Below are 21,329 nucleotides of genomic sequence, written 5' to 3' on the forward strand. Positions count from 1 at the left end.
ATGGTCTTTACCTGGACCAACACAACTCAAGAGTAATCGAACAACTACTCTTGGTTACGATAGCGGCGTTCGTGCATCTATCAGTCCAGGGGGCTGGAAATGACTGACAAGATCAGGTCCGACGCGGAAGACGCGACGGCGGGCGAGGCGGAGCTGCTGCACTCCCAGGACGACCCGCGAGCCTCGGCCGCGGTGGATGCGGCGGTGGAGACCGAACTGCTGGAGGACCCGCGGCAGAGCGAGGTGAACGAGTTCCTGGAGGCGAAGAGCGAGAGCGAGCGCCAGATCGCCGAGCTCACCTCCAAGGACCAGGAGCGCGTCCGCCGCTACCAGCGCGAGCTGCGCACCATGGGCGCCGACGTCTGGCCGGTGGCCAGGTGGTGGGGCTACGAGATCCACCTCAACGAGTCGGCCGCGCTGCTGGCCGCCGAGATCCCGCAGCTCATCGGCGAGCTCGCGGGCGCCGTGCTGGGCACCTGGCTGGTCCCGGTCATCGAGCGCTCAGTACGGACCAAGTCCGACTGGATCGCCTCGATCGCCCGCCCGTACGGGGTCAAGCTGGCCTCGCCGTGGACCGCGCCCGGCATGCTCATCCCCGCCCGCCAGAACGGCGGCGACACCAGCCTGTACTGGGCCGTGCACGAGCCGGGCGAGGGCTGGAGCCACGACCAGCGCTTCGTCGAGCACTTCGGGGTGTCCAACCCGGCGCTGGCCGAGTTCCAGGACCGGCTGCACCTCGTGCACCGGGGCGCCGACGGCGACGACGGCCTGTGGTGGACGATCTACGACGCCGAGGAGGGCTGGAGCGAGGACCAGCGCCTGCCCCAGCACTGGAGTGCGGCCGGCCCGGCGCTGGCCGCGTACGACGGGCAGCTCTACTGCGTGCACCGTGGCGCGGGCGGCGACCCGGCGTTGTGGTGGACGCGCTGGGACGGCTCGAACTGGAGCCCCGACGAGAGGCTGCCCGGCCACGCCAGCGAGGTGGCCCCGGCCCTGGCCGCGTACGACGGGCAGCTCTACTGCGTGCACCGCGGCGCGGGCGACGACACGGCGTTGTGGTGGACGCGCTGGGACGGCTCGAACTGGAGCCCCGACCAGAGGCTGCCCGCCCACGCCACCTCCTCGAACCCGGCGCTGGCCGTCTACCGCGGCCACCTGTACTGCGTGCACCGCGGCACGGGCAACGACACGGCGCTGTGGTGGACCCGCTGGGACGGCTCGAACTGGAGCCCCGACCAGAAGCTGCCCGCCCACCACACCAGCGAGGGCCCGGCCCTGACCGTCTACAAGGACCGCCTGTACCTCGCGCACCGCGGCGCCGGCGACCAGAGCCTGTGGTGGAGCAACTTCAACGGCTCCGGCTGGACCGCCGACCAGCGGCTGCCCCGGCACTACAGCGCCGAGGGCCCCGCGATCATCGCCTACCGCGACAAGAACGCCACCCACGACCAGCTCCTGTGCGTGCACCGGGGCACCCGCTGACATGACAAGTGCCGGCTCGCACCGCGAGCCGGCACTGCTTTCCCCTCAGCCGATCACCAACCGGCGAGCTGCTCCAGGAACCACTCGATCAGCGGCCTGGACACCGTGCCGTGCTCGGAGTTGGCGGCGTCGCAGCAGAACGCGTCGAGGTAGGTCTCGTCCTTGGGCAGGTCGCTCAGGTCCACGTACAGCTCGGACTGCCACTGGAACGGATTCCTGTTCATCGCGACGGCGCTGGCCGACGGGACGAAGCAGCTGCTCCTGAAACGCTCCTCGATCGGCAGCCCGACCGCGTCGGCGAGCCTGCCCCACGAGTCCAGCGTGCCGCCGGGCGCCCCGTCGAAGGCCGCCACGTACGAGGTGGCGCTCGTCCAGGCCGGCGCGCCGACCCGCAACACGCCGATGTTCTCCAGCTCGCCCAGGTCCGGCTGGATCCGGGCGGTGAGCTGCAGCGCGTCATGCCGCAGGTCGAAGACCGGAGTGCCGGGCGGCAGGTCGGGACCGGTGCCGTTGCCGGTGCCGTTGGCCAGCCCCAGCTTGTACGGTCGCCTCGGGAACCAGCCCAGCCTGCGCAGATCCTCAACGAACTCGGCGCGCAGCGGGTTCGTGGTGACCGGACCCGAGTAGTCCGCGCTGCCCACCCAGCCCCACAGGAGCTGCTGCGCGGCGGGACTGCGGATCAGCTCGGCCTGCCCCGGGCCGTCGGAACGCGGGCTCAGCGCCTCGTGGATGTAGGCGAGCTGCTGGAGCACCAGCGGGATCCAGGCGCCCAGGTGCGGGGTGTCGTAGGAGAAGTACTTGTCGGTCTGGTGGTCGATGCTCTCGTCCTCCATGCGGGCCAGCGCGTACCTGGTGACCAGGCCGCCCATGCTGACGCCGCCGACCACCAGCGGGTCGTCGCCCTGCCGCTCCTCGATCGTGCGCAGTACGCAGGTCACCGCCACGGCGGCGTTGGCCTGGATGGCGGCCTGGCGCTGCTCGAAGCCCAGCAGCACGACGTCGATGCCCATCGTCCTGAGCTGGTCGAGGAAGCCGGGCACACCCTGCTGGTACGGCTTGTTGAAGTGCCGCCACAACCCGTCCAGGTCGCTCGGGCCGTAGTTGAAGCCGTCGGCCAGGATCAGCGGCCTGGTCAGCGCCCGGTGGCCCTCGGCCAGGTGCACGGCCGCCCGGCCCGTCGCCGTCTGGCCGTGGTGCGGCTGGTCGCCGACCAGATTCCAGACCTCGTCGGGTCTGCGGGCCTCGCCCGCTTGCTCCTGCGGGGTGGCGAACCAGACTCCCTGCTGCCCGAACGCCTCGGCGATGCGGGTGATCTGCTCGGTGGTCAGGCTGGCCTCGAAGTCCTCTGACCTGGTCTCGACGTCGATTCTGGGTTCTAGCGCCATGGTGGATCCTCTCGCTCGCTCGTGGGCCCTCAGGGCCGCTGAGCACACCATACGATTACTCTCGGTAATCGAGTGAGCGCCACGCGTGGTGGAGTTTTTGCAGGTCAGATGAGGAGTGACAGCTCCCGGACAGGGGGCAGGAGGAGCCAACGGAACACGACGAGTGAGCTCGGGGGAAGCCCATGGCCGGCACACAGGACGACCAGCCCGACGACGAGTTCTTCGCCCCCGTGCTGCGCGAGCCTCCACCCCGCGACCCGGGGCTCGGCCCGGGATCGGAGAAGGTGAGCGACACCGGCGTGCCGGACGTGTGCGGCGCGGGCCCCGGGCAGTGGGCGGAGTCCCCGCCGCCCTCGACCGGGCTCGGCCTGCGCCTGCTTGCGGCCGGCCTGGTATTGCTCGCCGGGGTGGTGCTGGCCGTCCTGGCGGTGCTGGCCGGCCACCCGGCGTGGGCGTTGCCGCCCGCCGCGATCGCGCTGGCCGCCGCCGTCTACCTGGTCGTCTTCTCGGTACGCCGCACCCGCTCGGACGGCGGCCCGCCCACCTTCGGTTAGTGGGCGCGGGCCTGATCGAGACGGCGCCGCACGGCGGTCAGTGGGCGGGGGCCTGGTCGAGACAGCGCCGCACGGTGGTTAGTGGGCGGGGGCCTGGTCGAGGTAGCGCAGGACGGCGGCCACCCGGCGGTCCGTGCCGTCGGTGGGCGCCAGGTCGAGCTTGGCGAAGATGCTGCGGATGTGCTTGTGCACCGCGCCGTCGGTGACGACGAGCCGTTCGGCGATGGCGGAGTTGCCCAGCCCCTCGGCCATCAGGGCCAGCACGTCCCGCTCGCGCGGGCTGAGCCGCTCCAGCCGGTCGTCGGGCCGGCTGCGGGTCAGGAGCTGCGCGACCACCTCAGGGTCGATGGCCGTGCCGCCGCCGGCCACCCGGTGCAGCGCCGTCAGGAACTCCTGCACCCGCCCGACCCGCTCCTTGAGCAGGTAGCCGAGGCGGGAGCTGCCGTGCGCGAGCAGGTCGGTGGCGAACGCCTGCTCCACGTAGGCCGACAACACCAGCACGGCCAGCCCCGGCAGCCGCCGCCTGGCCTCGACGGCCGCCACGATGCCCTCGTCGGTGTGGGTCGGCGGCATGCGCACGTCCACGATGGCGACCTCAGGTCTGTGCTCGTCGATGGCGTCCAGAAAACCGGCCGCGTCGGACGCGGTGGCCACCACGTCCAGCCCCTCGGCGCGCAGCAGCAGCGCCAGACCCTCGCGCAGCAGGGGGTCGTCCTCGGCGATCACAATCCGCATGGAAGGCTCACATTCATGGTGGTCGGCCCGCCGTGCGGGCTCGACAGTGCGAAGGTGCCGTCGTGTGCTTCGGTACGGCGGCGGATCCCGCCCAGCCCCGACCCGCCGTCCTCGACCGCCCCGCCCCGGCCGTCGTCGACGATCCGCAGGTGCAGGCGGTCGTCCGTCCTGCGGACCGTCACCTTGGCGCGCCGGGCCTTGCTGTGCTTGGCGATGTTGGTGAGCGCCTCGGCCACCACGAAGTAGGCGGTGGCCTCGACGGAGGCGGGGCAGCGGCCGGGCACCTCGGCGTCGATCTCGCAGGGCACCGGGCATGAGGCGGCCAGCCCGCTCAGCGCGTCGGGAAGGGTGCGCTCGTCCAGGACAGGGGGCAGGATGCTGCGCACGACCGCGCGCAGTTCGGCCAGCGCCTGCTCGGCCGCGTCCTGGGCGCGTTCGAGCACCTCGTCGGCGGTGGCCGGGGCGCGGGCCAGCGCGCGGCGGGCCGCGCCCAGCAACACGTTGACCGCGACGATCCGGTTCTGCGTCCCGTCGTGCAGTGACCGCTCGATCCTGCGCAGCTCGGTGGCGTGCGCGTCCAGCGCCGCCGCGCGGGTGGCGGTGAGCTGCGTGACCCGCAGCGCCAGGTCGGTGGACGGGTCGGCGGCCAGCAGCCGCCGGCCGTGCCACGCCTGCATCCTGGCCAGGATCGGGATGAAGATCAGGGCGAGGACGAGCCAGAACACGCTCAGCAGGCTGACCGCGAGCGCGCCGGGCCAGTTGTCGGTCCGCCACCCGAGGCCCGCGTTGACCACCTCGCTGTTCGGCAACAACCGCCAGTACAGCGGGTAGAGCAGGTCACGCACCGCGGAGAACGGCAGGGTGAGGCCGATCACCGGGTACGCAAGGCCCAGCGTGGCGTGCTGGACCATCCACAACAACTCCCGCCCGGCGGCGGGTTGCCGGATGGCCGCCCGCCAGCCGTCCGGCACCGGATCGGGGCTGAGGATGTGCGGTCCCGAGCGGGACAGCCGCGCCCGTTCCCGGTCGGCCACCGCCCGCAGGCCGCGCAGCGCGGCAGGCACCAGGAGCAGGCCCACGCCGGCCAGACAGGCCACCGCGACGGCGGCCACCCCGGTCAGCGCGATCAGCGCGAGTGCGGAGGTGCCCATGCCGCCGACGAGTTGTTCGAGCCCGTCCAGGGTCGCGCGGGCACGGGCGAGCACGGCTGCCCGTGGCGTCTCCTTCGGCATCCCACCTCCTCGACCTCAGACCATAGGGCAGGGCCGGGAATGTCGGGGGATCGGCGGCGAAAGAGTACAGCAGGCTGTACCTGCGCTTTCGCCGCAATGATGATTGGCGGGTAATATCTGCCCTCCTAGGATGCCAAAGGGGGGTATAGGTGGATAAAACCTCTGAAAGTCTGCCTGAGCATGACGCTTACGTCCGTCAGGAGCTGCAACGGCTCCGGGCCAGCATCGACAACCTCGACGCCGCCCTCGTCCACCTGCTCGCCGAGCGGTTCAAGTGCACCCAGGAGGTCGGCCGGCTCAAGGCCGAATACCAGCTTCCGCCGGCCGATCCCGCGCGGGAAGCGGCCCAGATACGCCGCCTGCGCGCGCTGGCCGAGGAGTCGAAGCTGGACCCGGTCTTCGCCGAACGGTTCCTGAACTTCATCATCGCCGAGGTCGTACGGCACCACGAGATCATCGCGAACAACCGGGCGGCGGCGCGCGACAACTGAGAACCGGTCAGGTCAGGCTGGGCGCCTCGGCCACCAGGGCGACCCGGACGGCCCCAGGGTCATCGCCGGACAGCGGGACGGCGAAGACCGCCGTGTTCCCCCTGGCCCCGTAGACCACGAAGCGCATGCCGTCCTCGTCCCACGTCTCCAGCACGTCCGAGACGAGCCTGGCGGCCACCGAGCAGTAGGCCGAGCTGCGGCGCAGCAGGTGCAGGGACGACTCCAGCGGGACGCGCTCCGGGGGCGGGGCGGCGAGCGGGCGGCGCAGGCGTACCGACAGGCGGCGCAGCGGGGTGAGCCAGTAGCGGTCCAGCTCCGCCGAGAGCGCCAGCAGCACCACCATCTCCGCCACCACCAGCAGGGGGAGCGGTGGGAGTGCGGTCGCGACCGTCGCCAGGAGTGCGGCGGCCAGCAGCAGGCCCGCGCGGGCGAAGGCCCGCACGTCCACCGGGCGCGAGTGCGCGCCCAGGCAGCCGCACGCCGACGCGGGGGCGGCGACGCGGGCATAGGCGAGATAGGCGAGGAAGCCGGCCGAGAGCAGCGCGGCGGCCACCCCGTCCAGCGGGTGGAGCGGTGGCAGCAGCAACGCCGCGGCCACCGCCAGTTCGATCAGGCCCACGAGCCGCAGCGCGGGGACCGCGCGCGCCGGGCCGGTCAGCCGGGCCAGGGCGGTGCGCCCGGTCTGGGCCCACATCCGCCGGCTGGACAACTTCGCCAGTCCCGCCCAGAGGAGGAAGAAGGCGATCACGTACGGCTGCGACGCGGCGATCCCGTGCATGGCACTGCCTCCTTAGTGCGGGGAGAAGACCGTGGCGATGTCCACCTCGTTGGTGTCCGGCCGCCACGCGCCCAGGATCTGCACGTGCTGGCTCACCTTGAGCATGGACAGGTCGGAGGTGGCCGGCCGCTCGGAGTGGATGGCGACCGACTTGCCGGCCACGACGTGGCACAACACCTCGTGGCCGTCGTGGTCGAGGTGGAGGGTCTGGCCGGTGATGTTCTTGATGTGACCCTTGAGGTTGACGATGTTGAGCCAGACCGATTCGGCGGCCAGCATCCCGTCCGGCATGCGCACGCCTCTGGCGTACAGGCCGTCACCGGGTTTGGCCTGGTCGAACGGGACCGGCCCCAGTTTCCACAGGCTGGTGCCGTCCACGACCCTGATGGTGTGGAAGACCATGTTCGAGCCCAGGACGAGCAGGGTGTTGTCCTTGATCGAGCGGATCCGGCCCTCGGCGAAGTCGGGGTCGGGCGCGCCCGGCTCGACCTTCTGGCCGGTAGTGGCGAATGCCGCTTCCGGGCCGAGTGAGCCCAGCGCGGTCGCGGCGACGACGCCGGCGCCCCCGCCGAGCACGGCGGACCTGAGCACGTCTCTTCTGCTGCGCATTGTCCGCCCCTCCTAGGCCGACGCGATCTCGACCGGCCGCAGGCCGGAGGAGAGGCTGGCGATCCGGCTGTAGGCGGCGGGGGTCAGGTCGATCAGGCGGTTGCTGGCGCAGGTCGAGCCGCAGCAGCTCCGCTCGCCGCAGAACAGGTCGGTCTGCGGGCCGCAGTCGGCGATGGCGGTGGTGACGCTGGTGCCGGTGCACAGCGCCGTGATGCGGTGGCGGTAACCACAGGTCCTGCGGGACAGGCTGACGCCGCAGCTGTCGGGGCGGGTGATCGCCCAGCAGGCGTCGGAGGTGTTGGGCCAGGCGTGTTGGAGGCTGCCGGAGTTGCAGGTGCCACAGGCTCCCTTGCCGGTGCTGCTGCAGGGGCCCCAGGCGGTGCCGCAGCAGAACCAGGAGACCTCTCCTTGGACGGGGCCGAGTAAGTCGGCGGGCGGGTCGGTGCGCGCCATGCGCGTCCTCCTTGGGTGAGCATCGGGACGATCTCAGCGAGGGGATTGAAGCTTTCCGACTTGATCTATGAGTACCATGTAAGGATTTTTCGTCAATGCCCCAATTTGCACTGCTGTCCCGGCTCGCCGCGTCAGGAGGGGAGCTGGAAGTGCCAGACGACGATCGCCGGCGCGCCCTCGATGGCCGCCCTGGCCGCCTCGGGCACCAGCTCCACCAGCACCCACGGCCACAGCTGCCACGGCCCGAGCTCGCCCGGCTCCTTCTGTGGTCCGGCGGCCGGGGGCGGCATCGTGGGCTCCTCGCAGCGCCGTACCTGGAGACCCGCCTTCAGCGCCGCCCGTACGTAGTCGCCGATCGGGTGGCAGTACGTGGCCACCCGCCCGGGACGGCCGTCCGGCAGGCGTACGGGCGGGACGACGCCCCGCGCCACCCCCGTGGGATGGATGTCGGAGATCACCACATGCCCGCCGGGCCGCAGCACCCGGGCGAACTCGGCGATCACCGGGTCCAGGTCGGGCACGTGGGTCAGCGCCAGCGAGCAGACGATCAGGTCGGCGGTGTCGTCGGGCACCGGCAGGCGGGTCAGGTCGCCGAGCCTGAAATCGCCCTCCGGCACCCGTTCGCGGGCCCGCGCGAGCATGTCGGGCGAGCTGTCCACGCCGAGGACGCGGTGACCGCGCCCGGCCAGGTTCGCCGCGACCCGTCCCGTGCCGCAGCCGGCGTCCAGGGCGACGCCCGGCGGCAGCCCGTCGAGGATCTCCGCCACGATGGGCTCGTCGAAGTCGAACGCCGAGTTGGGGCCGTCGTAGGTCTGCGACCAGATCCGGTAGCCGTCCACGGTGTCCACGCGGGCCACCTCGACGGCCGCCCGCGCCAGCGACTCGTCGTCGAGGAGCCGGCGGATCTCGGCGATGCGCGCCTCGACGAACTCGCGGCCGTGCTCGCCGGTGAACGAGCGCATCAGCGCCATGCCTTCGAGCCCGAGCGCGTAGGCCAGGGGATGCTCGTAAATCACCGGCGACACGGTAATCACGAGGGCGGGACCGATGCCATCGAATTACGGCCAGAGCCGATCGGCGGCCCTGAGCATGTCCGTAAACGGTCAGAGCTGACCGTGTCCGTAACGGTCAGAGCCGCCCGGCGGACCAGGGCGTGCGGGTGACGGTCAGAGTGCTTCGGAGTTCTGGGCCGACTGGTAGACCGACATCACCTCATCGCCGAAGAACGGGCCGAACATGAAGCCGGGGGCGAAGTTGTAGGTGAAGCTGTTGACCGAGTTCACCATGCCCAGCCCCGTCGACTCGTTGAACCCCAGGAACCACGGGCCGCCGCTCGATCCGCCGGTCATGTTGCAGCGCAGCCCCTGGTCCCTGGTCATGACGGTGTCGTTGAACGCCCGCCCACTGCAGTAGATCAGCTCCGACCCGTCGAACGGATCGGCCGCCGGGTAGCCGAAGGCGTACATCTGCTGCTGTCTTTGCTGGTTGAAGGCCACGCCCTGCCCGCCCACGACGTCGGTCAGCGTGCGGCCGTTCAGCGGGGCCACCACGACGGCGGCCATGTCGAAGTTGATGTCCTCATTGGCGTTCCACTGCTGCGTGGTGAACATCGAGGCGGCCACCCAGGTGCCGAACGGGCGCCGGCCGTCGTCGAAGGCGGGCACGAACGCCCAGTTGCGATGGGCCGCGCCGTCCAGCTTCACGCAGTGCCCGGCCGTGATCACCGTGCTCTCGTTCGCGCTGGTCACGGCCGAGCCCGAGCAGGAGGAGTTGCGGCCGTCGGCGGTGGTGAAGAAGACCCGGCCGGTGGTGCGCACGATCGCGCCGCCGTCCGTCCACTGCAGGCCACGGCTGTTCGGGATCAGAGCCTGCCGCGCGGTGTTGACAGAGGTGGTTGTGATGGTGCTGGTGAACGGCTTGGTTCCCGGCACGGACCAGGACGAGCCGCGGGTGTTCCACTGCGATCGCCGTGGGGTCGTGGCCGAGGCGCCCCGCTGGGCCCACGGGTCGCCCAGCGACGGCCGGGCGCCGCGCCGGGGCGCGGGTGTGTCCAGGGGCTGCGCGGCGAGCATGCGCCGCGTGGTCCAGTACTGCGAGACGGTCCTGCGCTGGGACGAGGAATCCGTGGCGGTCCACCCCACGGGCCTGGGGCCGAGCCCGTTCGCGACCTGGGCCTGCGCCGTGCCCGCCGGGACCAGGGCCCCGGCCACGGCGAGCGCGATGGCGGACAGCAGGCTGACTCTGCGGTGCATTTACGTACCTCCCGAAACCCGGAATCTGCCGTAGGGAGGTACGTACGAGGAGCTCCTTCTTCCTCAATGGGTGCACATCTGGATATGACGGATCCACGGGGCGGACACGGTGCGACACGCAGCGTCACCGAAGCCGCGCAATAATTCCTTTGCCAAATGGCCGCTCAATATCGACGCTTTTTCACCGGCTCTTTCCCGGTACGGGAAATTGGACTTCGGCGTGGCGTTGTCATCTGGCTCGCGGCAACTGTAAGCATCGTACCGGTCTGGCGACTATCGGTCGCATTCCGAAAGGAACGGTGAATGTTCACCCCACTGAGAAAAATGGCGATGCCCGGTATGCGTGGCTTCCTGGCGGCGGCTCTGGTCATCACCCTGGCGCCGGGGGCGGGCGCCGACACCCACAAGGACGACCACGGCGACAAGCTCGACCACGGCTTCCACAACACCCACCACGACTCGGACGGTGGCAGGAACTGCAGGCCACACACCTTCTGGCGGATCCACCAGATGTCGCCGCGGAACTTCTTCGTGCCCCGCACCCGCTACATCGACGGCCCCGGCGGCTCGATGACGGTGTCGGTCACGCGTGAGCACGAGGTGACGGCCTTCCTGGAGACGGAGAACGAGGCCGAAAAGGTCATCGAAAAGGAGGATGTCATTCACAACCTCCGCCGTCTGGGCCTGCCGCACCTCGAAGAGCGGCACATGGTCTACAGCGGGCACGAATACACCCGCGAAGTCAGCGACGGAATGTACGGCAACATGTGGTACCGCGTGTTCGGTTACCGCGTCGGCTGGTCGTCCTGGTCGGTGCTCGGCACCTGCGAGCGGGTCAAGGTCGCCGCTGGCATCGCCAACGTGCCCTCCCGCGTGGAGGGCTGGCGCTACTGGGAGACCAAGCACCCGATGTTCAAGCGTCGCAAGCTGTCCGACAAATAACCCCAGGTCAGGACGTTTTGTGGTCACTCGCTGGGTAGGGGAGCGGGTCAGTCCGGTGCCGGGCGGGCAGTCGTCCGGCACCCAGGTCCCACGGTTCGTACGAGGGAGGACCCATGGCCATTCAGCGATATCTGGGACTCAGCTCATTCCGACTACCCATACTCCGGCTACCCGGGCCTCAGCCGACACCGGGCGGGAACGAACCCGCCGGTGGAGGCCGGGCGCGGCGTCGCCGGCGGCGCCGGCGCTGAGCGTACGTCTGTCCGGGATGTGCGGGCTTGGAGCCTCACATCCCGGAAGACGTCAGGCGAAGGCGGCCAGCGCGATCCCCAGGGTCCGCTGGTTCTGGCCGGAGGCTTTGGCGTCGGTGGAGTTGACCGAGTAGACCACGGTGCGCGACAGGTCGCGGGTCGCGCCGACACCCGCCGAGTAACCGTAGCGGGCTCCCGTCTTGCCGTACGCGACGATCCCGCCGGGCAGCACCATCTTCGACATGCCCGAGGTGTAGATGGCCGGCTGGTTGCCGCAGTCGTCGAACATCGTCACATCCGGAACCGTGAAAATCGCTTCGAGCTGCGCGCGCGGCACGACCTCGCCGGAGAACAGGGCCGTGACGAACTTCTCCAGGTCGGCGGCCGTCGAGATGAGGTCGCCCGAGGCCCAGGTCGAGGTGACGCTCATCTCCGTCATGTTCACCACGTGCCCGTCACCGTAGGCGACGGCGTCGGGGAAGCCCGCGGGCACGCTCTGGTAGCCCTGGTTGTGCGGGCCCTTGATGCGGGTCGACAGGCCGGGCAGATAGCTGTGATGCATGCCGACCGGGCGCAGGATGCGCTTGGTGACCTCGCGCTCGTACGTCCTGCCCGTGACCTTCTCGATCAGCAGCCCGGCCACGAACGTGTTGGTGTTGAGGTAGTGCTGCCTGGTGCCGGGGGTGAACTCGATCGGGTTGCGCACGGCCAGGCCCACGTACTGCTCCGGCGTCCACTTCTTGAACCTGGTCCGGTAGACGTAGTCGAACGTGCCGGGCAGGTCCGGCGCCGGCAGGCCGCTGGTGTGGTTGAGCAGTTGGCCGACGCGCACCTTGGGGTAGGTGCGGGGCAGCAGTCCCGGCAGGCGGGACTGGACGGTGTCGTCGAGCGAGAGCCTGCCCTCGGCCACGAGTTGCAGCACGACGGCGGTGGTGAACATCTTCGTCACGCTGCCCGCGCGGAAGCGTACGTGCTCGGTCGCCTCGCGCTTGCCGGTCAGGTCGGTCACGCCGCTCACACCCTTCCACGACCCATCGGAGCCGCCCACCCGCACGACCGCCGCGGTGGCGTCCGCGGCGGGCAGATCGGCGATCGTCTTGCGCAATGCGGCGGCGTTGATCGGCGGGATCTCCGCGTCGGGATCGGGCTGGATCGCCGAGGGTGGCGGGCAAGTGGCCGTTGGGGTGAGGATCGGCGTCGGGGCGGCCGCCTGGGCGGGCGTCGCCGTGAGGACGGCGGCGAGGGCGAGTGCGAGGCCGGCGGCTGCTGTTTTCTGCACGGTCATCTCCTGAGGTTCCGGGGAATGCCGAACATCCTGCGCGAACGCCCCACCGCGGCGGATCGCCGGAGCGACCCATTCCTTCTCGCTCTTGCGGGGGAGCCCTCGAATCCCTCGCGTCGGCGATGCCCGCCACCCCCTCACAGAACGAACATTTCCCCCATGAACCCCCGTCTCGCCTTCCTCGCCGCGCCCCTGCTCGTGTTCGCCTACGGAGTGATCCGCATCATCGACGGCCTCGACGGCAGTCGCGGCCCCGGCCTGGCCTGGACCACCGGCCATCTCGCCTTCATCGCGGCCCTCGTCCTGTTCGTGCCGATCTTCTGGCAGTTGCGCGCCATGGCGGGACGGGACACGTTGTCCACCGTCAGCGCGGCGGCCGGCACCGTCGGCATCGCGACGCTGATCGCGCAGTTCGGGATCGACATCGCCGTCGGTTTCCTGGCCGCCGACCACGCCGGGATGGGTGTGCTGTTCGATCAGGTCAAGAGCGTTCCCGGGGTGTCGATCGCGGTCTACGACGGCGGCCCGTTCCTGTTCTACCTGGCCCAGCTCGCCCTGGTCATCCAGGTCGCGGTCCGGCGCGAGGTCAGGGCCTGGACCCCGGTGCTGGTGGCGCTGGACCTGGCGCTGCCGTTCATCGACAAGGACCTCATCCCGCTCGGCGCGCTCTGCCTGCTGGTCTCGTTCGTTCCGCTCGCGCGCCGGGCCCCCGCCACGCAGGTCAGGGCTGCTGCCGCGCTGTCATGAGCGGACGGGCAAGATGGGGTCCCATGTCGGAGCCCCAGCAAGTCTCACGCCTGCGCCACTGGGTGGCCTCGTTGCCCCCGACCCTGGTGGACGGGACGCTGGCGGCGCTGACGCTCCTCGTGCAGTTGTGGCCGTTCTTCTCCCGGGCGAACCCGTGGGGCGGGCCCTGGCACTGGTGGGGCTACGCCGTCGTGGCCGCCTCCGCCGCGCCGCTGGTCTGGCGCCGCCGTGCGCCGGTGACGGTCCTGCTGGCCGTGATCATCCCCACCGGCCTGTACGACCGGGTGGATCAGGTGGCCGCGCAGCCGATCTGGTACACGAGCCTGGTGGCCTTCTACACCGTGGCCGCCCACTCCGCCCGGTGGCCGCGCCGGGTGATGTTCGTCCTCACGCTGCTCGGCGGCCTGCTCAGCGTCGGCTCGGCCGAGACGGCGTTGCGCGGGGTCGTGCTCTTCGTGGCCGCGTACGCGATCGGGCGGGCGGCGGCGGCCTCCCGCGCCCACGCCGCCGCGCTGGAGGAGCGCGCCGTCCGGCTCGCCCGCGAGCGTGAGATCGAGGCCGAGCGGGCGGCCGAACGCGAGCGGGCCCGCATTGCCCGCGACATGCACGACATCCTGGCCCACGCGGTCAGCGTCATGGTGGTCCAGGCGGAGGCGGGGCCCGTGGCGGTCGCCGCGGACCCGGCCAAGGCGGTGGCCGCCTTCGACGCGATCGCCTCGTCCGGGCGTGACGCCATGGAACAGCTCCGCAGGCTGCTGAAGGTCCTCAAGGAGGAGGAGGGCCCGCGCGGCCCTCAGCCCACGCTCGCGGGGCTGGCCGCCCTGGCCGACAAGGTCCGGACAACCGGACTTGACGTGACATACTCCACCTCGGGCGAGTCGCGGCCCCTTTCCCCCGACACGGAGGTCGCCGCGTACCGCATCACCCAGGAAGCCCTCACCAACATCGTCAAACACGCGGACGCCACCCGCGCCGACATCGCCCTCACCTGGCAGGACCACGCACTCATGATCGACATCACCGACAACGGCCACGGCCGGAAGGCCGCGTTGCCCTCGGGCGGCAACGGCCTGATCGGCATCCGCGAGCGCGCCGCCGCCTGTGGCGGCACCGCCGCCCTCGGGCCGCGCGCCGACGGGCCCGGCTTCCGCATCCTCGTCCGGCTTCCGCTGGCGGCCGCATGAGCATCCGCGTGGTGGTGGCGGACGACCAGGAGCTGGTACGCGCCGGGTTCAGCATGATTCTGGACGCTCAGCAGGACATCGAGGTCGTCGCCGAGGCGGGCGACGGGGCCCAGGCGGTCGCCGCCGTCCGCGAACACCGCCCCGACCTGCTCCTGCTCGACATCCGCATGCCGGTCATGGACGGCATCGAGGCGGCGCGCGTCGTGTGCGCGGACGGGGACTGCCGCGTCCTCATGCTGACCACGTTCGATCTCGACGACTACGTCTACGACGCGCTGCGGGCCGGGGCCAGCGGGTTCCTGCTCAAGGACGTGCGCCGCGACGACCTCGTGCACGCCGTACGGGTGGTCGCGGCCGGCGAGTCGTTGCTCGCCCCTTCGGTCACCACGAGACTGATCGCCGACTTCACCTCCAGGGCCGCCGCTCCCCGGCCCGCAGAGCCGCCGTCGGAGCGGCTGTCCGTGCTGACCGCGCGCGAGCGGGAGACGATGCGGATGATCGCCGGAGGGTTGTCCAACGCGGAGATCGCGCGGGAGATGGTGGTCAGCGAGCACACGGTGAAGACGCACGTCAGCAATGTGCTGACCAAGCTGGGGCTGCGGGACCGGGTGCAGGCGGTGATCGCCGCGTACGAGACAGGTTTGATCGTGCCGGGCGGCTTGCGCTGACGGTACAAAGTGGGAGGTCCCGCCACCAGGGGGAGCGGTGGCGGGACCAGTCACGGTAGGAGAGGGCTGTTTCGTTAAGTGATCACTACGCACCGTAATGACTCCGTCACGTATTGTCACTGTGGGTAAGGAGATCGTCACCATATGGTGAGGTGGCTGCTGACTGGATGATCGCGTTAATGTCGGATCGTTTCGTCAAAGGCCCGAAAACCACGGGGGTTGCGCCATGAACGCCAAGTTGATCGTCCGGATCTCCCTGGGCCTTTTGGCGCCTCTCGCGGCCCTGCTCGTCGCGGGCGGGCCCGCGCGGGCCGCAACCGCGCAGGGGCCGCCCGTCTGCGCGCCGGAGACCCCGGTCTGCACCGGCCTCGACAACGGCAGCTTCGTCTTCACCATCCAGCCGCCGCCGGCCACGCTGACGTGGAGCGCCACCGTCAACGGCGTCCCCGTCGGCGGAAACCTCACCTACCGCACGGAGCCGGGCTACATCGAGGGCTCGTTCGAGCCGAGCGCGCCGCTGGTGTCCGGTGACGTCATCTGCATGACGTTCCACGGGCCGGAAGTGCCTCCGGGACCGTACTGCCGCACCTCTCCCTGAAGTTTTTTCGGACCGCGGAGATCGGGCTCTGCCAGGGGCGATAAGGCCGATATCAGGGGTATCGGGGCGTGGCAATCTTGGGCTTAGTCGGTGTTTACGCACCATGGATCACTCTTGTGTTCATCGGGACACTAGGAGATGACATGGACGCGAACGTGCCGAACGAGCCTCGTACCGGTGGTTGGAGCCAGTTCGGTGACAGGCCGCCTTCGGCCGGAGGGTTCACCCGGCCGAACCCGACGATCGCCCCGCCGCCCCCGCCTCCGCCCGCACCGCGGACCGGCTTCATGCTGACCCGCAAGGCGATCGCGGGGTTCGCGCTGGCCGCCGTGGCGGCGATGTCGGTGGCGGCGCTGGGCGGCGGGGCCGTGGGGGCGTACCTGGCGGGCTCGAACACGCCCGTGGCCGCCGCGACCACGAGCTCCCCGAGCCCGGTGTTCCGCACGGCCTCCGACGAGTTCACGGTCGCCCAGGTGGCGGAGAAGGTGCAGCCGTCGGTGGTGATGATCCAGGGCCAGACGAGCGAGGGCTCGGGCGTGGTGTTGTCGGAGGACGGCTACGTCCTGACCAACAACCACGTCGTCTCCGGTCAGAACGGCGTGACGGTCAAGTTCAGCGACGGCAAGACGGCCAAGGCCCGCGTGATCGGCACCGACCCGGCCACCGACCTGGCCGTGATCAAGGCCGAGGGCGTGTCGGGGCTGGCCAAGGTGGCGCTCGGCGACAGCGCCGGGCTCAAGGTCGGTGACGACGTCCTGGCCATCGGCAGCCCGCTGGGCCTGGACGGCACGGTGACCTCCGGCATCATCAGCGCGCTCGACCGTACCGTGACGGCCGGGAGCGGGCAGGAGGAGCAGCAGCTCCCGCCCGGCTGGGGCGGGCAGCAACAACAGCAGCAGCAGTCCGAGACGACCACGCTCGGCGGCATGATCCAGACCGACGCGGCGATCAACCCGGGCAACTCCGGCGGCGCGCTGGTCAACGCGGCCGGCGAGCTGGTCGGCATCAACAGCGCGATCGCCGCGGACGGCGTGAACCTCGGCTTCGCGATCCCCGTGAACACCGCCAAGCACGTCTCCGAGCAGCTCATCAGCAAGGGCAAGGTCAGCCACGTCTACCTCGGCGTGGGCGTGGTCGGCGCCACCGGCGACGTGACCGGCGCGGTGATCAGCCAGGTCACCAAGGGCAGCCCCGCCGACAAGGCCGGGCTCCGGCAGGGTGACGTGATCACCAAGGTCGGCCAGACGCCGGTCCAGGGCGGGGACACGGTCGTCGGCCTCGTCCGCGGCTACAAGGTGGGCCAGCAGGTCCCGGTCACCTACCAGCGGGACGGCAAGGAGAGCACCGTCACCGTCACCATGGAGGAGCAGAAGTAGCGCCGCCACACCTGCCCGCCCTCTGAACCCTCGCCCCCTGCCCGCCGCCCGCGGGCAGGGGGCGACCGCGTTCCCCGCCGCCGTTACTTAGTCCGATCGGAGGCGAAAGGCTGCTCGATCCGTCGTGATTAGGCCCTCCTCGGTCGGCGTAACTCGGGTTACATTCACGTTACTTTGCCCTCTCTTATTCCCCCGAGTAGACCGAAGGAGAGAGGCATGAGCGCGAGAACCATGATCGCGGCCCTCACCGCTGCGGTGATCCTCATGCCGCCCGCCGCCGCGCAGGCCGGCAGCGGGGCGGCGCCGCCACCCGACGACCAGTTCCAGAAGGTGACGCTCAACGACCATCCGGGCGAGCCCATGGACCTTGCGGTGTTACCGGACTCCAGGGTCCTGCACACCACCAGGCGCGGGGTGGTCTGGTTACACGACCCGAAGACCGGCCTCAACACCACGGCCGCCGAGCTCGACGTCTACCAGCACGACGAGGAAGGGCTGCAGAGCATCGCCCTCAGCCCCGGATTCGGCAAGGGCTCCAAGAAGGACGACTGGATCTACCTCTACTACTCGCCGCCGCTGAACACCCCGATCGACGACCCGGCCACGCCGGACGTCAACGAGGGCGACGCCCCGACGACCGGCACCCCCGCGGACTTCGCCCCCTTCAAGGGCCTGATCAGGCTCTCCCGCTACCGCTGGACGGGCTCGACCATCGACCTGCGCACCGAGCAGCGCATCCTCGACGTCCCGGTGGACCGGGGCATCTGCTGCCACGTCGGCGGCGACATCGTCTTCGACGCGGCGGGCAACCTCTACCTCTCGACGGGCGACGACACCAACCCGTTCCAGTCCGGCGGCTTCACCCCGATCGACGAGCGGGCCGACCGCAACCCGGCCTTCGACGCCCAGCGCAGCGCGGGCAACACCAATGACCTGCGCGGCAAGATCCTGCGCATCAACGTACGCGACAACGGCTCCTACTCCATCCCCAAGGGCAACCTCTTCCGTCCCGGCACCAGGGGCACGCGGCCGGAGATCTACGCGATGGGCCTGCGCAACCCGTTCAGGATCGAGCTGAACAAGAGGACCGGCGAGTTGTACGTCGCCGACTACTCGCCCGACGAGAACGAGGCCGACCCGGCGCGCGGTCCGGCGGGGCAGGGCAAGTGGACGGTGGTCAGGAAGGCGGGCAACTACGGCTGGCCGTACTGCGCGACCGCGCGGCTGCCGTACGTGGACTACGACTTCGCGACCGGCGCCTCGGGAGCGAGCTTCAACTGCGCCGCGCCCGTGAACGAGTCGCCGCGCAACACCGGCCTGCGCGCGCTGCCGCCGGTGACGCAGCCCGACGTGTGGTACTCCTACGGGCTCTCGCAGGAGTTCCCCGCCCTGGGGACCGGCGGCATCGGCCCGATGGCGGGACCGGCCTACGACTTCGACCGGGACGACACGCGCGGGCGTACCGCCGTGGGCTGGCCGAGGTACTACGACGGCGTGCCGCTCTTCTACGAGTGGACCCGTGACTACGTCAAGGCCTTCCACCGTGACGGGCGGATCGAGGACGTGCTGCCCTCGATGGTCTTCGACAACGCGATGGACATGGAGTTCGGCCCCGACGGCGCGCTCTACGTCCTGGAGTACGGCGACGGCTTCTTCAGCGAGAACCCGGACGCCCAGCTCGCCCGCATCGACTACATCGGCAACACCGGCAACCACACGCCGATCCCGGTCGCGGCGGCGTCGGTGACGGCCGGCCTCGCGCCGCTCACCGTCGGCTTCACCAGCACCGGGACCAGCGACCCCGACGGCGACAACATCCGCTACGCGTGGGACTTCAACGCCGACGGCAGGGTGGACTCGCGTAGTGCGGCGGGGTCGTACACGTTCACCAAGGACGGCATCTACAACGCCACGCTCAGGGTCACCGACCCGAGCGGCCGGTCGGCGTCCACGTCGGTGCGCGTCGTGGTCGGCAACGCGGTGCCGGTCGTCGAGTTGGTACGTCCCGCCAACGGCCAGCAGTTCACCTTCGGCGACCTCGTCGAGTTCGAGGTGCGCGTCACCGACGACCAGCCGGTGAACTGCGCCAACGTGACCGTGGACTACATACTCGGCCACGACGACCACGGCCACCCGCAGACCACGGCCCGCGGCTGCACCGGCTCGATCCAGACCACCGAGCCCAGCGGCCACGACCCGGAGACCGACAACCTGACCGGCGTCTTCGTCGCCACCTACACCGACCCCGGCACCGGCGGCCTGCCCCCGCTGACCAGCAGCACCCAGGTCGTGTTGCAGCCCACGGACTAGGAGATCCCATGTGTTACGGCTATCCCAGCAGGCGCGCCCTGCTCGCGGCGGGCCTCGGGCTGGGGGCGGGCGCGTTCGTCGCCGCGTCCCCTGCCGCCGCCGCCACCCCACCGCACCACCGTCACAAGGAACGTGTCCCGCCGGGCCAGATCAGCATCCAGCTCTGGACGGTACGCGACGACCTGGCCCAGAACTACGACACCACGCTCGCCTACCTGGCCGAGACCGGCTATCCGAAGGTGGAGCTCGCGCTCGGCTACTTCGGCCGTACCGCGCAGCAGTTACGCGAGTTCCTCGACGGGCTCGGCCTGGAGGCCAGCTCCAGCCACGACGGCATCAGCGCCGATGACGCCGCGCTGGACACCAAGATCCAGAACGCGCTGACCCTCGGCCAGACCTACATGGTCGTGCCCTACCTGGCCTCCGACAGCCTGGACGAGTGGAAGGGCTGGGCGGAGCGGATGAACGTCGAGGCGCGGGCCGCCCGCTCGGCCGGGCTGCGCTACGGCTACCACAACCACGCCCACGAGTTCACCACCGACCTCGGCGGCGGCGTGACGCCGTGGCACGTGCTCACCAAGGAGCTCGACCCGCGCCTGGTCCACCTGGAGATCGACATCTACTGGGCGGTCACCGGCGGTGTCGGGCGCGGCGTGCGGGATCCGGTGAAGTTCGCGATCGACGTCATCCGCAGGGCGCCGCAGCGGGTGCTGCAGTACCACGTCAAGGACCGGCACCTCGACGGCGACATGGCCGACCTCGGCACCGGGACGATCGACTTCCGGCGGGTGTTCGATGCCCACCGGGTCAGGGAGTACATCGTGGAGAACGACACGCCGGACGTGACGCCCCGGCGTACGTCGGAGGTCGGCTACCGCTACCTGCGCAAGCTGCGGTTCTGACCGGGAAGTCCGGCCCGTCCTCCGGGGGGCGGGCCGGGCGGTCACGCCGGGTCAAAACCTTCGTACTGACACGGCCGACATGGCGGTAGAAAACGGTCCTTCCCCTGCCTAGTGGGCACTTTTCTCACATAGTGCTCACGAGGGGAGGCACATGTACCGCTCACTCGGCATCGCCGCCGCGACCCTGACCCTGGCCCTCATGACGAGCCCGGTACACGCGGCCCCGCCGCCCGAGGTGGAGAACATCGCGCACCGCGGCGGATCCGTCCACGCGCCCGAGAACACCATCGCGGCCTGCGCCCTGGCCAGGAGCCAGCGGGCCGACGTGTGCGAGTTCGACGTCCAGCAGACCAAGGACCACCGGCTCATCCTGATGCACGACGAGACGCTGGCCCGCACCACCGATGCCGAGAAGGTCTTCCCCAGGCGGTCCCCGTGGAAGGTCTCCGACCTCACGCTGGCGGAGATCCAGCGGCTGGACGCCGGATCCTGGTTCTCCCCGCGCTACCGCGGCGAGGGCGTGCCCACGCTCAAGCAGGCCCTGGAGGCGCTGCACGGCACCGGCACCGGGCTGCTGCTGGAGGTCAAGCACGCCAGGCACAGCCCGGACATCGACCGGCGGGTGGCGGCGGAGCTGCAGGAGGAGCGCGGCTTGTGGAGCGCCGAGCACCTGACCGTGCAGGCGTTCGGCTGGCAGTCGATGCGGCTGCTGCGCGCCATGGTGCCCGACCTGCCCATCGCGCTGCTCGGCAAGCCGCCGCCCGGCCGGCTCGCCGAGCTGGCCAGGTACGCCGGCGGCATCACCCTTCCGCACACCGGCCTCACCGCCCGCTACGTCAAACGGGCGCACGAGCGCGGCATGCGGGTCTACACCTGGTCGGCGGACGGGTCCGCGCTCATGCGGCGGCTGATCTCGTACAACGTGGACGGCATCATGACCAACAGGCCAGACCGGCTCCAGGCCGTCAGAGCCCGCTGACGTCCCAGGTCCGGGCGGGTGGTCAGAAATTGGACAACTAATGGTCTGGGAAGCGGTCAGGCCGGGCCGCCACACTCTTCGGGTCGGATGGCGGTGACGCATGCGCCGCCGTCGATCCC

The 21,329-nt window shown here is 70.4% G+C and carries 21 protein-coding genes; 12 read left to right on the forward strand and 9 right to left on the reverse strand.

Going from position 1 to position 21,329, the window contains the following annotated elements:
* Positions 1 to 99: 99 nt before the first annotated feature.
* Complete coding sequence (locus tag AB0I81_RS44860; protein WP_360671185.1) at positions 100 to 1,482, forward strand: hypothetical protein; 1,383 nt, start codon at positions 100 to 102, stop codon at positions 1,480 to 1,482.
* Between the two features lie 53 nt (positions 1,483 to 1,535).
* Here AB0I81_RS44860 and AB0I81_RS44865 read toward each other — a convergent pair whose 3' ends face one another.
* Complete coding sequence (locus AB0I81_RS44865) at positions 1,536 to 2,867, reverse strand: hypothetical protein (protein WP_360671187.1); 1,332 nt, start codon at positions 2,865 to 2,867, stop codon at positions 1,536 to 1,538.
* 182 nt (positions 2,868 to 3,049) lie between these two features.
* On the opposite strand from AB0I81_RS44865, the gene AB0I81_RS44870 reads away from it, so the two are divergent.
* Positions 3,050 to 3,421, forward strand: coding sequence for a hypothetical protein (locus AB0I81_RS44870; protein WP_360671190.1), 372 nt, complete (start codon positions 3,050 to 3,052; stop codon positions 3,419 to 3,421).
* A 78-nt stretch (positions 3,422 to 3,499) separates the two neighbouring features.
* On the opposite strand, the gene AB0I81_RS44875 is transcribed toward AB0I81_RS44870, so the two are convergent.
* The gene (locus tag AB0I81_RS44875) at positions 3,500 to 4,156 is read right to left on the reverse strand and encodes a response regulator transcription factor (protein WP_360671193.1); all 657 of its coding nucleotides are present in this window, start codon (positions 4,154 to 4,156) and stop codon (positions 3,500 to 3,502) included.
* Entirely contained in the window at positions 4,144 to 5,388 is a 1,245-nt protein-coding gene (locus AB0I81_RS44880; protein ID WP_360671195.1) for a sensor histidine kinase, read from the reverse strand. Before AB0I81_RS44880 ends, AB0I81_RS44875 begins: the two co-directional genes overlap by 13 nt.
* Before the next feature lie 149 nt (positions 5,389 to 5,537).
* Between AB0I81_RS44880 and AB0I81_RS44885 the strand changes: the two genes are divergently transcribed.
* Positions 5,538 to 5,879 carry a chorismate mutase gene (locus tag AB0I81_RS44885; protein ID WP_360671198.1) on the forward strand — a complete coding sequence of 114 codons (342 nt, stop codon included), beginning with the start codon at positions 5,538 to 5,540 and terminating at the stop codon, positions 5,877 to 5,879.
* Positions 5,880 to 5,886: 7 nt separating this feature from the next.
* On the opposite strand, the gene AB0I81_RS44890 is transcribed toward AB0I81_RS44885, so the two are convergent.
* The 5 genes from AB0I81_RS44890 to AB0I81_RS44910 all read right to left on the reverse strand — a co-directional run bounded on the left by AB0I81_RS44890 (position 5,887) and on the right by AB0I81_RS44910 (position 9,971).
* Positions 5,887 to 6,657, reverse strand: a complete 771-nt coding sequence (locus AB0I81_RS44890) for a MauE/DoxX family redox-associated membrane protein (protein WP_360671201.1) — start codon at positions 6,655 to 6,657, stop codon at positions 5,887 to 5,889.
* A 12-nt stretch (positions 6,658 to 6,669) separates the two neighbouring features.
* A complete protein-coding gene (locus AB0I81_RS44895; RefSeq protein ID WP_360671204.1) occupies positions 6,670 to 7,266 on the reverse strand; it encodes a cell wall protein in 597 nt (198 codons plus the stop codon).
* Between the two features lie 12 nt (positions 7,267 to 7,278).
* Positions 7,279 to 7,719, reverse strand: coding sequence for a hypothetical protein (locus AB0I81_RS44900; protein WP_360671206.1), 441 nt, complete (start codon positions 7,717 to 7,719; stop codon positions 7,279 to 7,281).
* A gap of 131 nt (positions 7,720 to 7,850) precedes the next feature.
* Entirely contained in the window at positions 7,851 to 8,735 is an 885-nt protein-coding gene (locus AB0I81_RS44905; protein ID WP_360671209.1) for a class I SAM-dependent methyltransferase, read from the reverse strand.
* Between the two features lie 150 nt (positions 8,736 to 8,885).
* On the reverse strand, positions 8,886 to 9,971 hold the full coding sequence (locus AB0I81_RS44910) for a trypsin-like peptidase domain-containing protein (RefSeq protein WP_360671211.1): 1,086 nt from the start codon (positions 9,969 to 9,971) through the stop codon (positions 8,886 to 8,888).
* A 303-nt stretch (positions 9,972 to 10,274) separates the two neighbouring features.
* On the opposite strand from AB0I81_RS44910, the gene AB0I81_RS44915 reads away from it, so the two are divergent.
* Entirely contained in the window at positions 10,275 to 10,913 is a 639-nt protein-coding gene (locus tag AB0I81_RS44915) for a hypothetical protein (RefSeq protein WP_360671214.1), read from the forward strand.
* A 303-nt stretch (positions 10,914 to 11,216) separates the two neighbouring features.
* Here AB0I81_RS44915 and AB0I81_RS44920 read toward each other — a convergent pair whose 3' ends face one another.
* Positions 11,217 to 12,443 (reverse strand): serine hydrolase domain-containing protein, encoded by a 1,227-nt coding sequence (locus AB0I81_RS44920; protein ID WP_360671217.1) that lies wholly within the window; start codon positions 12,441 to 12,443, stop codon positions 11,217 to 11,219.
* Between the two features lie 162 nt (positions 12,444 to 12,605).
* Here AB0I81_RS44920 and AB0I81_RS44925 point away from each other — a divergent pair, with 162 nt between their 5' ends.
* The 8 genes from AB0I81_RS44925 (at position 12,606) to AB0I81_RS44960 (ending at position 21,210) form a co-directional block, all read left to right on the forward strand.
* Positions 12,606 to 13,193, forward strand: a complete 588-nt coding sequence (locus tag AB0I81_RS44925; protein WP_360671220.1) for a hypothetical protein — start codon at positions 12,606 to 12,608, stop codon at positions 13,191 to 13,193.
* Positions 13,194 to 13,216: 23 nt separating this feature from the next.
* Positions 13,217 to 14,377 carry a histidine kinase gene (locus AB0I81_RS44930; protein WP_360671222.1) on the forward strand — a complete coding sequence of 387 codons (1,161 nt, stop codon included), beginning with the start codon at positions 13,217 to 13,219 and terminating at the stop codon, positions 14,375 to 14,377.
* Positions 14,374 to 15,045 (forward strand): response regulator transcription factor, encoded by a 672-nt coding sequence (locus AB0I81_RS44935; protein WP_360671225.1) that lies wholly within the window; start codon positions 14,374 to 14,376, stop codon positions 15,043 to 15,045. The genes AB0I81_RS44930 and AB0I81_RS44935 overlap by 4 nt, the downstream gene beginning before the upstream one ends.
* Before the next feature lie 226 nt (positions 15,046 to 15,271).
* Entirely contained in the window at positions 15,272 to 15,643 is a 372-nt protein-coding gene (locus tag AB0I81_RS44940) for a hypothetical protein (RefSeq protein WP_360671228.1), read from the forward strand.
* Between the two features lie 143 nt (positions 15,644 to 15,786).
* Entirely contained in the window at positions 15,787 to 17,019 is a 1,233-nt protein-coding gene (locus AB0I81_RS44945) for a trypsin-like peptidase domain-containing protein (RefSeq protein WP_360671231.1), read from the forward strand.
* A 216-nt stretch (positions 17,020 to 17,235) separates the two neighbouring features.
* Positions 17,236 to 19,329 (forward strand): PQQ-dependent sugar dehydrogenase, encoded by a 2,094-nt coding sequence (locus tag AB0I81_RS44950; RefSeq protein WP_360671234.1) that lies wholly within the window; start codon positions 17,236 to 17,238, stop codon positions 19,327 to 19,329.
* 8 nt (positions 19,330 to 19,337) lie between these two features.
* Complete coding sequence (locus AB0I81_RS44955) at positions 19,338 to 20,231, forward strand: sugar phosphate isomerase/epimerase (protein WP_360671237.1); 894 nt, start codon at positions 19,338 to 19,340, stop codon at positions 20,229 to 20,231.
* A 151-nt stretch (positions 20,232 to 20,382) separates the two neighbouring features.
* Positions 20,383 to 21,210, forward strand: a complete 828-nt coding sequence (locus AB0I81_RS44960; RefSeq protein ID WP_360671239.1) for a glycerophosphodiester phosphodiesterase family protein — start codon at positions 20,383 to 20,385, stop codon at positions 21,208 to 21,210.
* The last annotated feature ends 119 nt before the right edge of the window (positions 21,211 to 21,329 follow it).

Origin of the sequence: Nonomuraea sp. NPDC050404 (assembly GCF_040655495.1) — a bacterium.
Taxonomy (GTDB): Bacteria; Actinomycetota; Actinomycetes; order Streptosporangiales; family Streptosporangiaceae; genus Nonomuraea.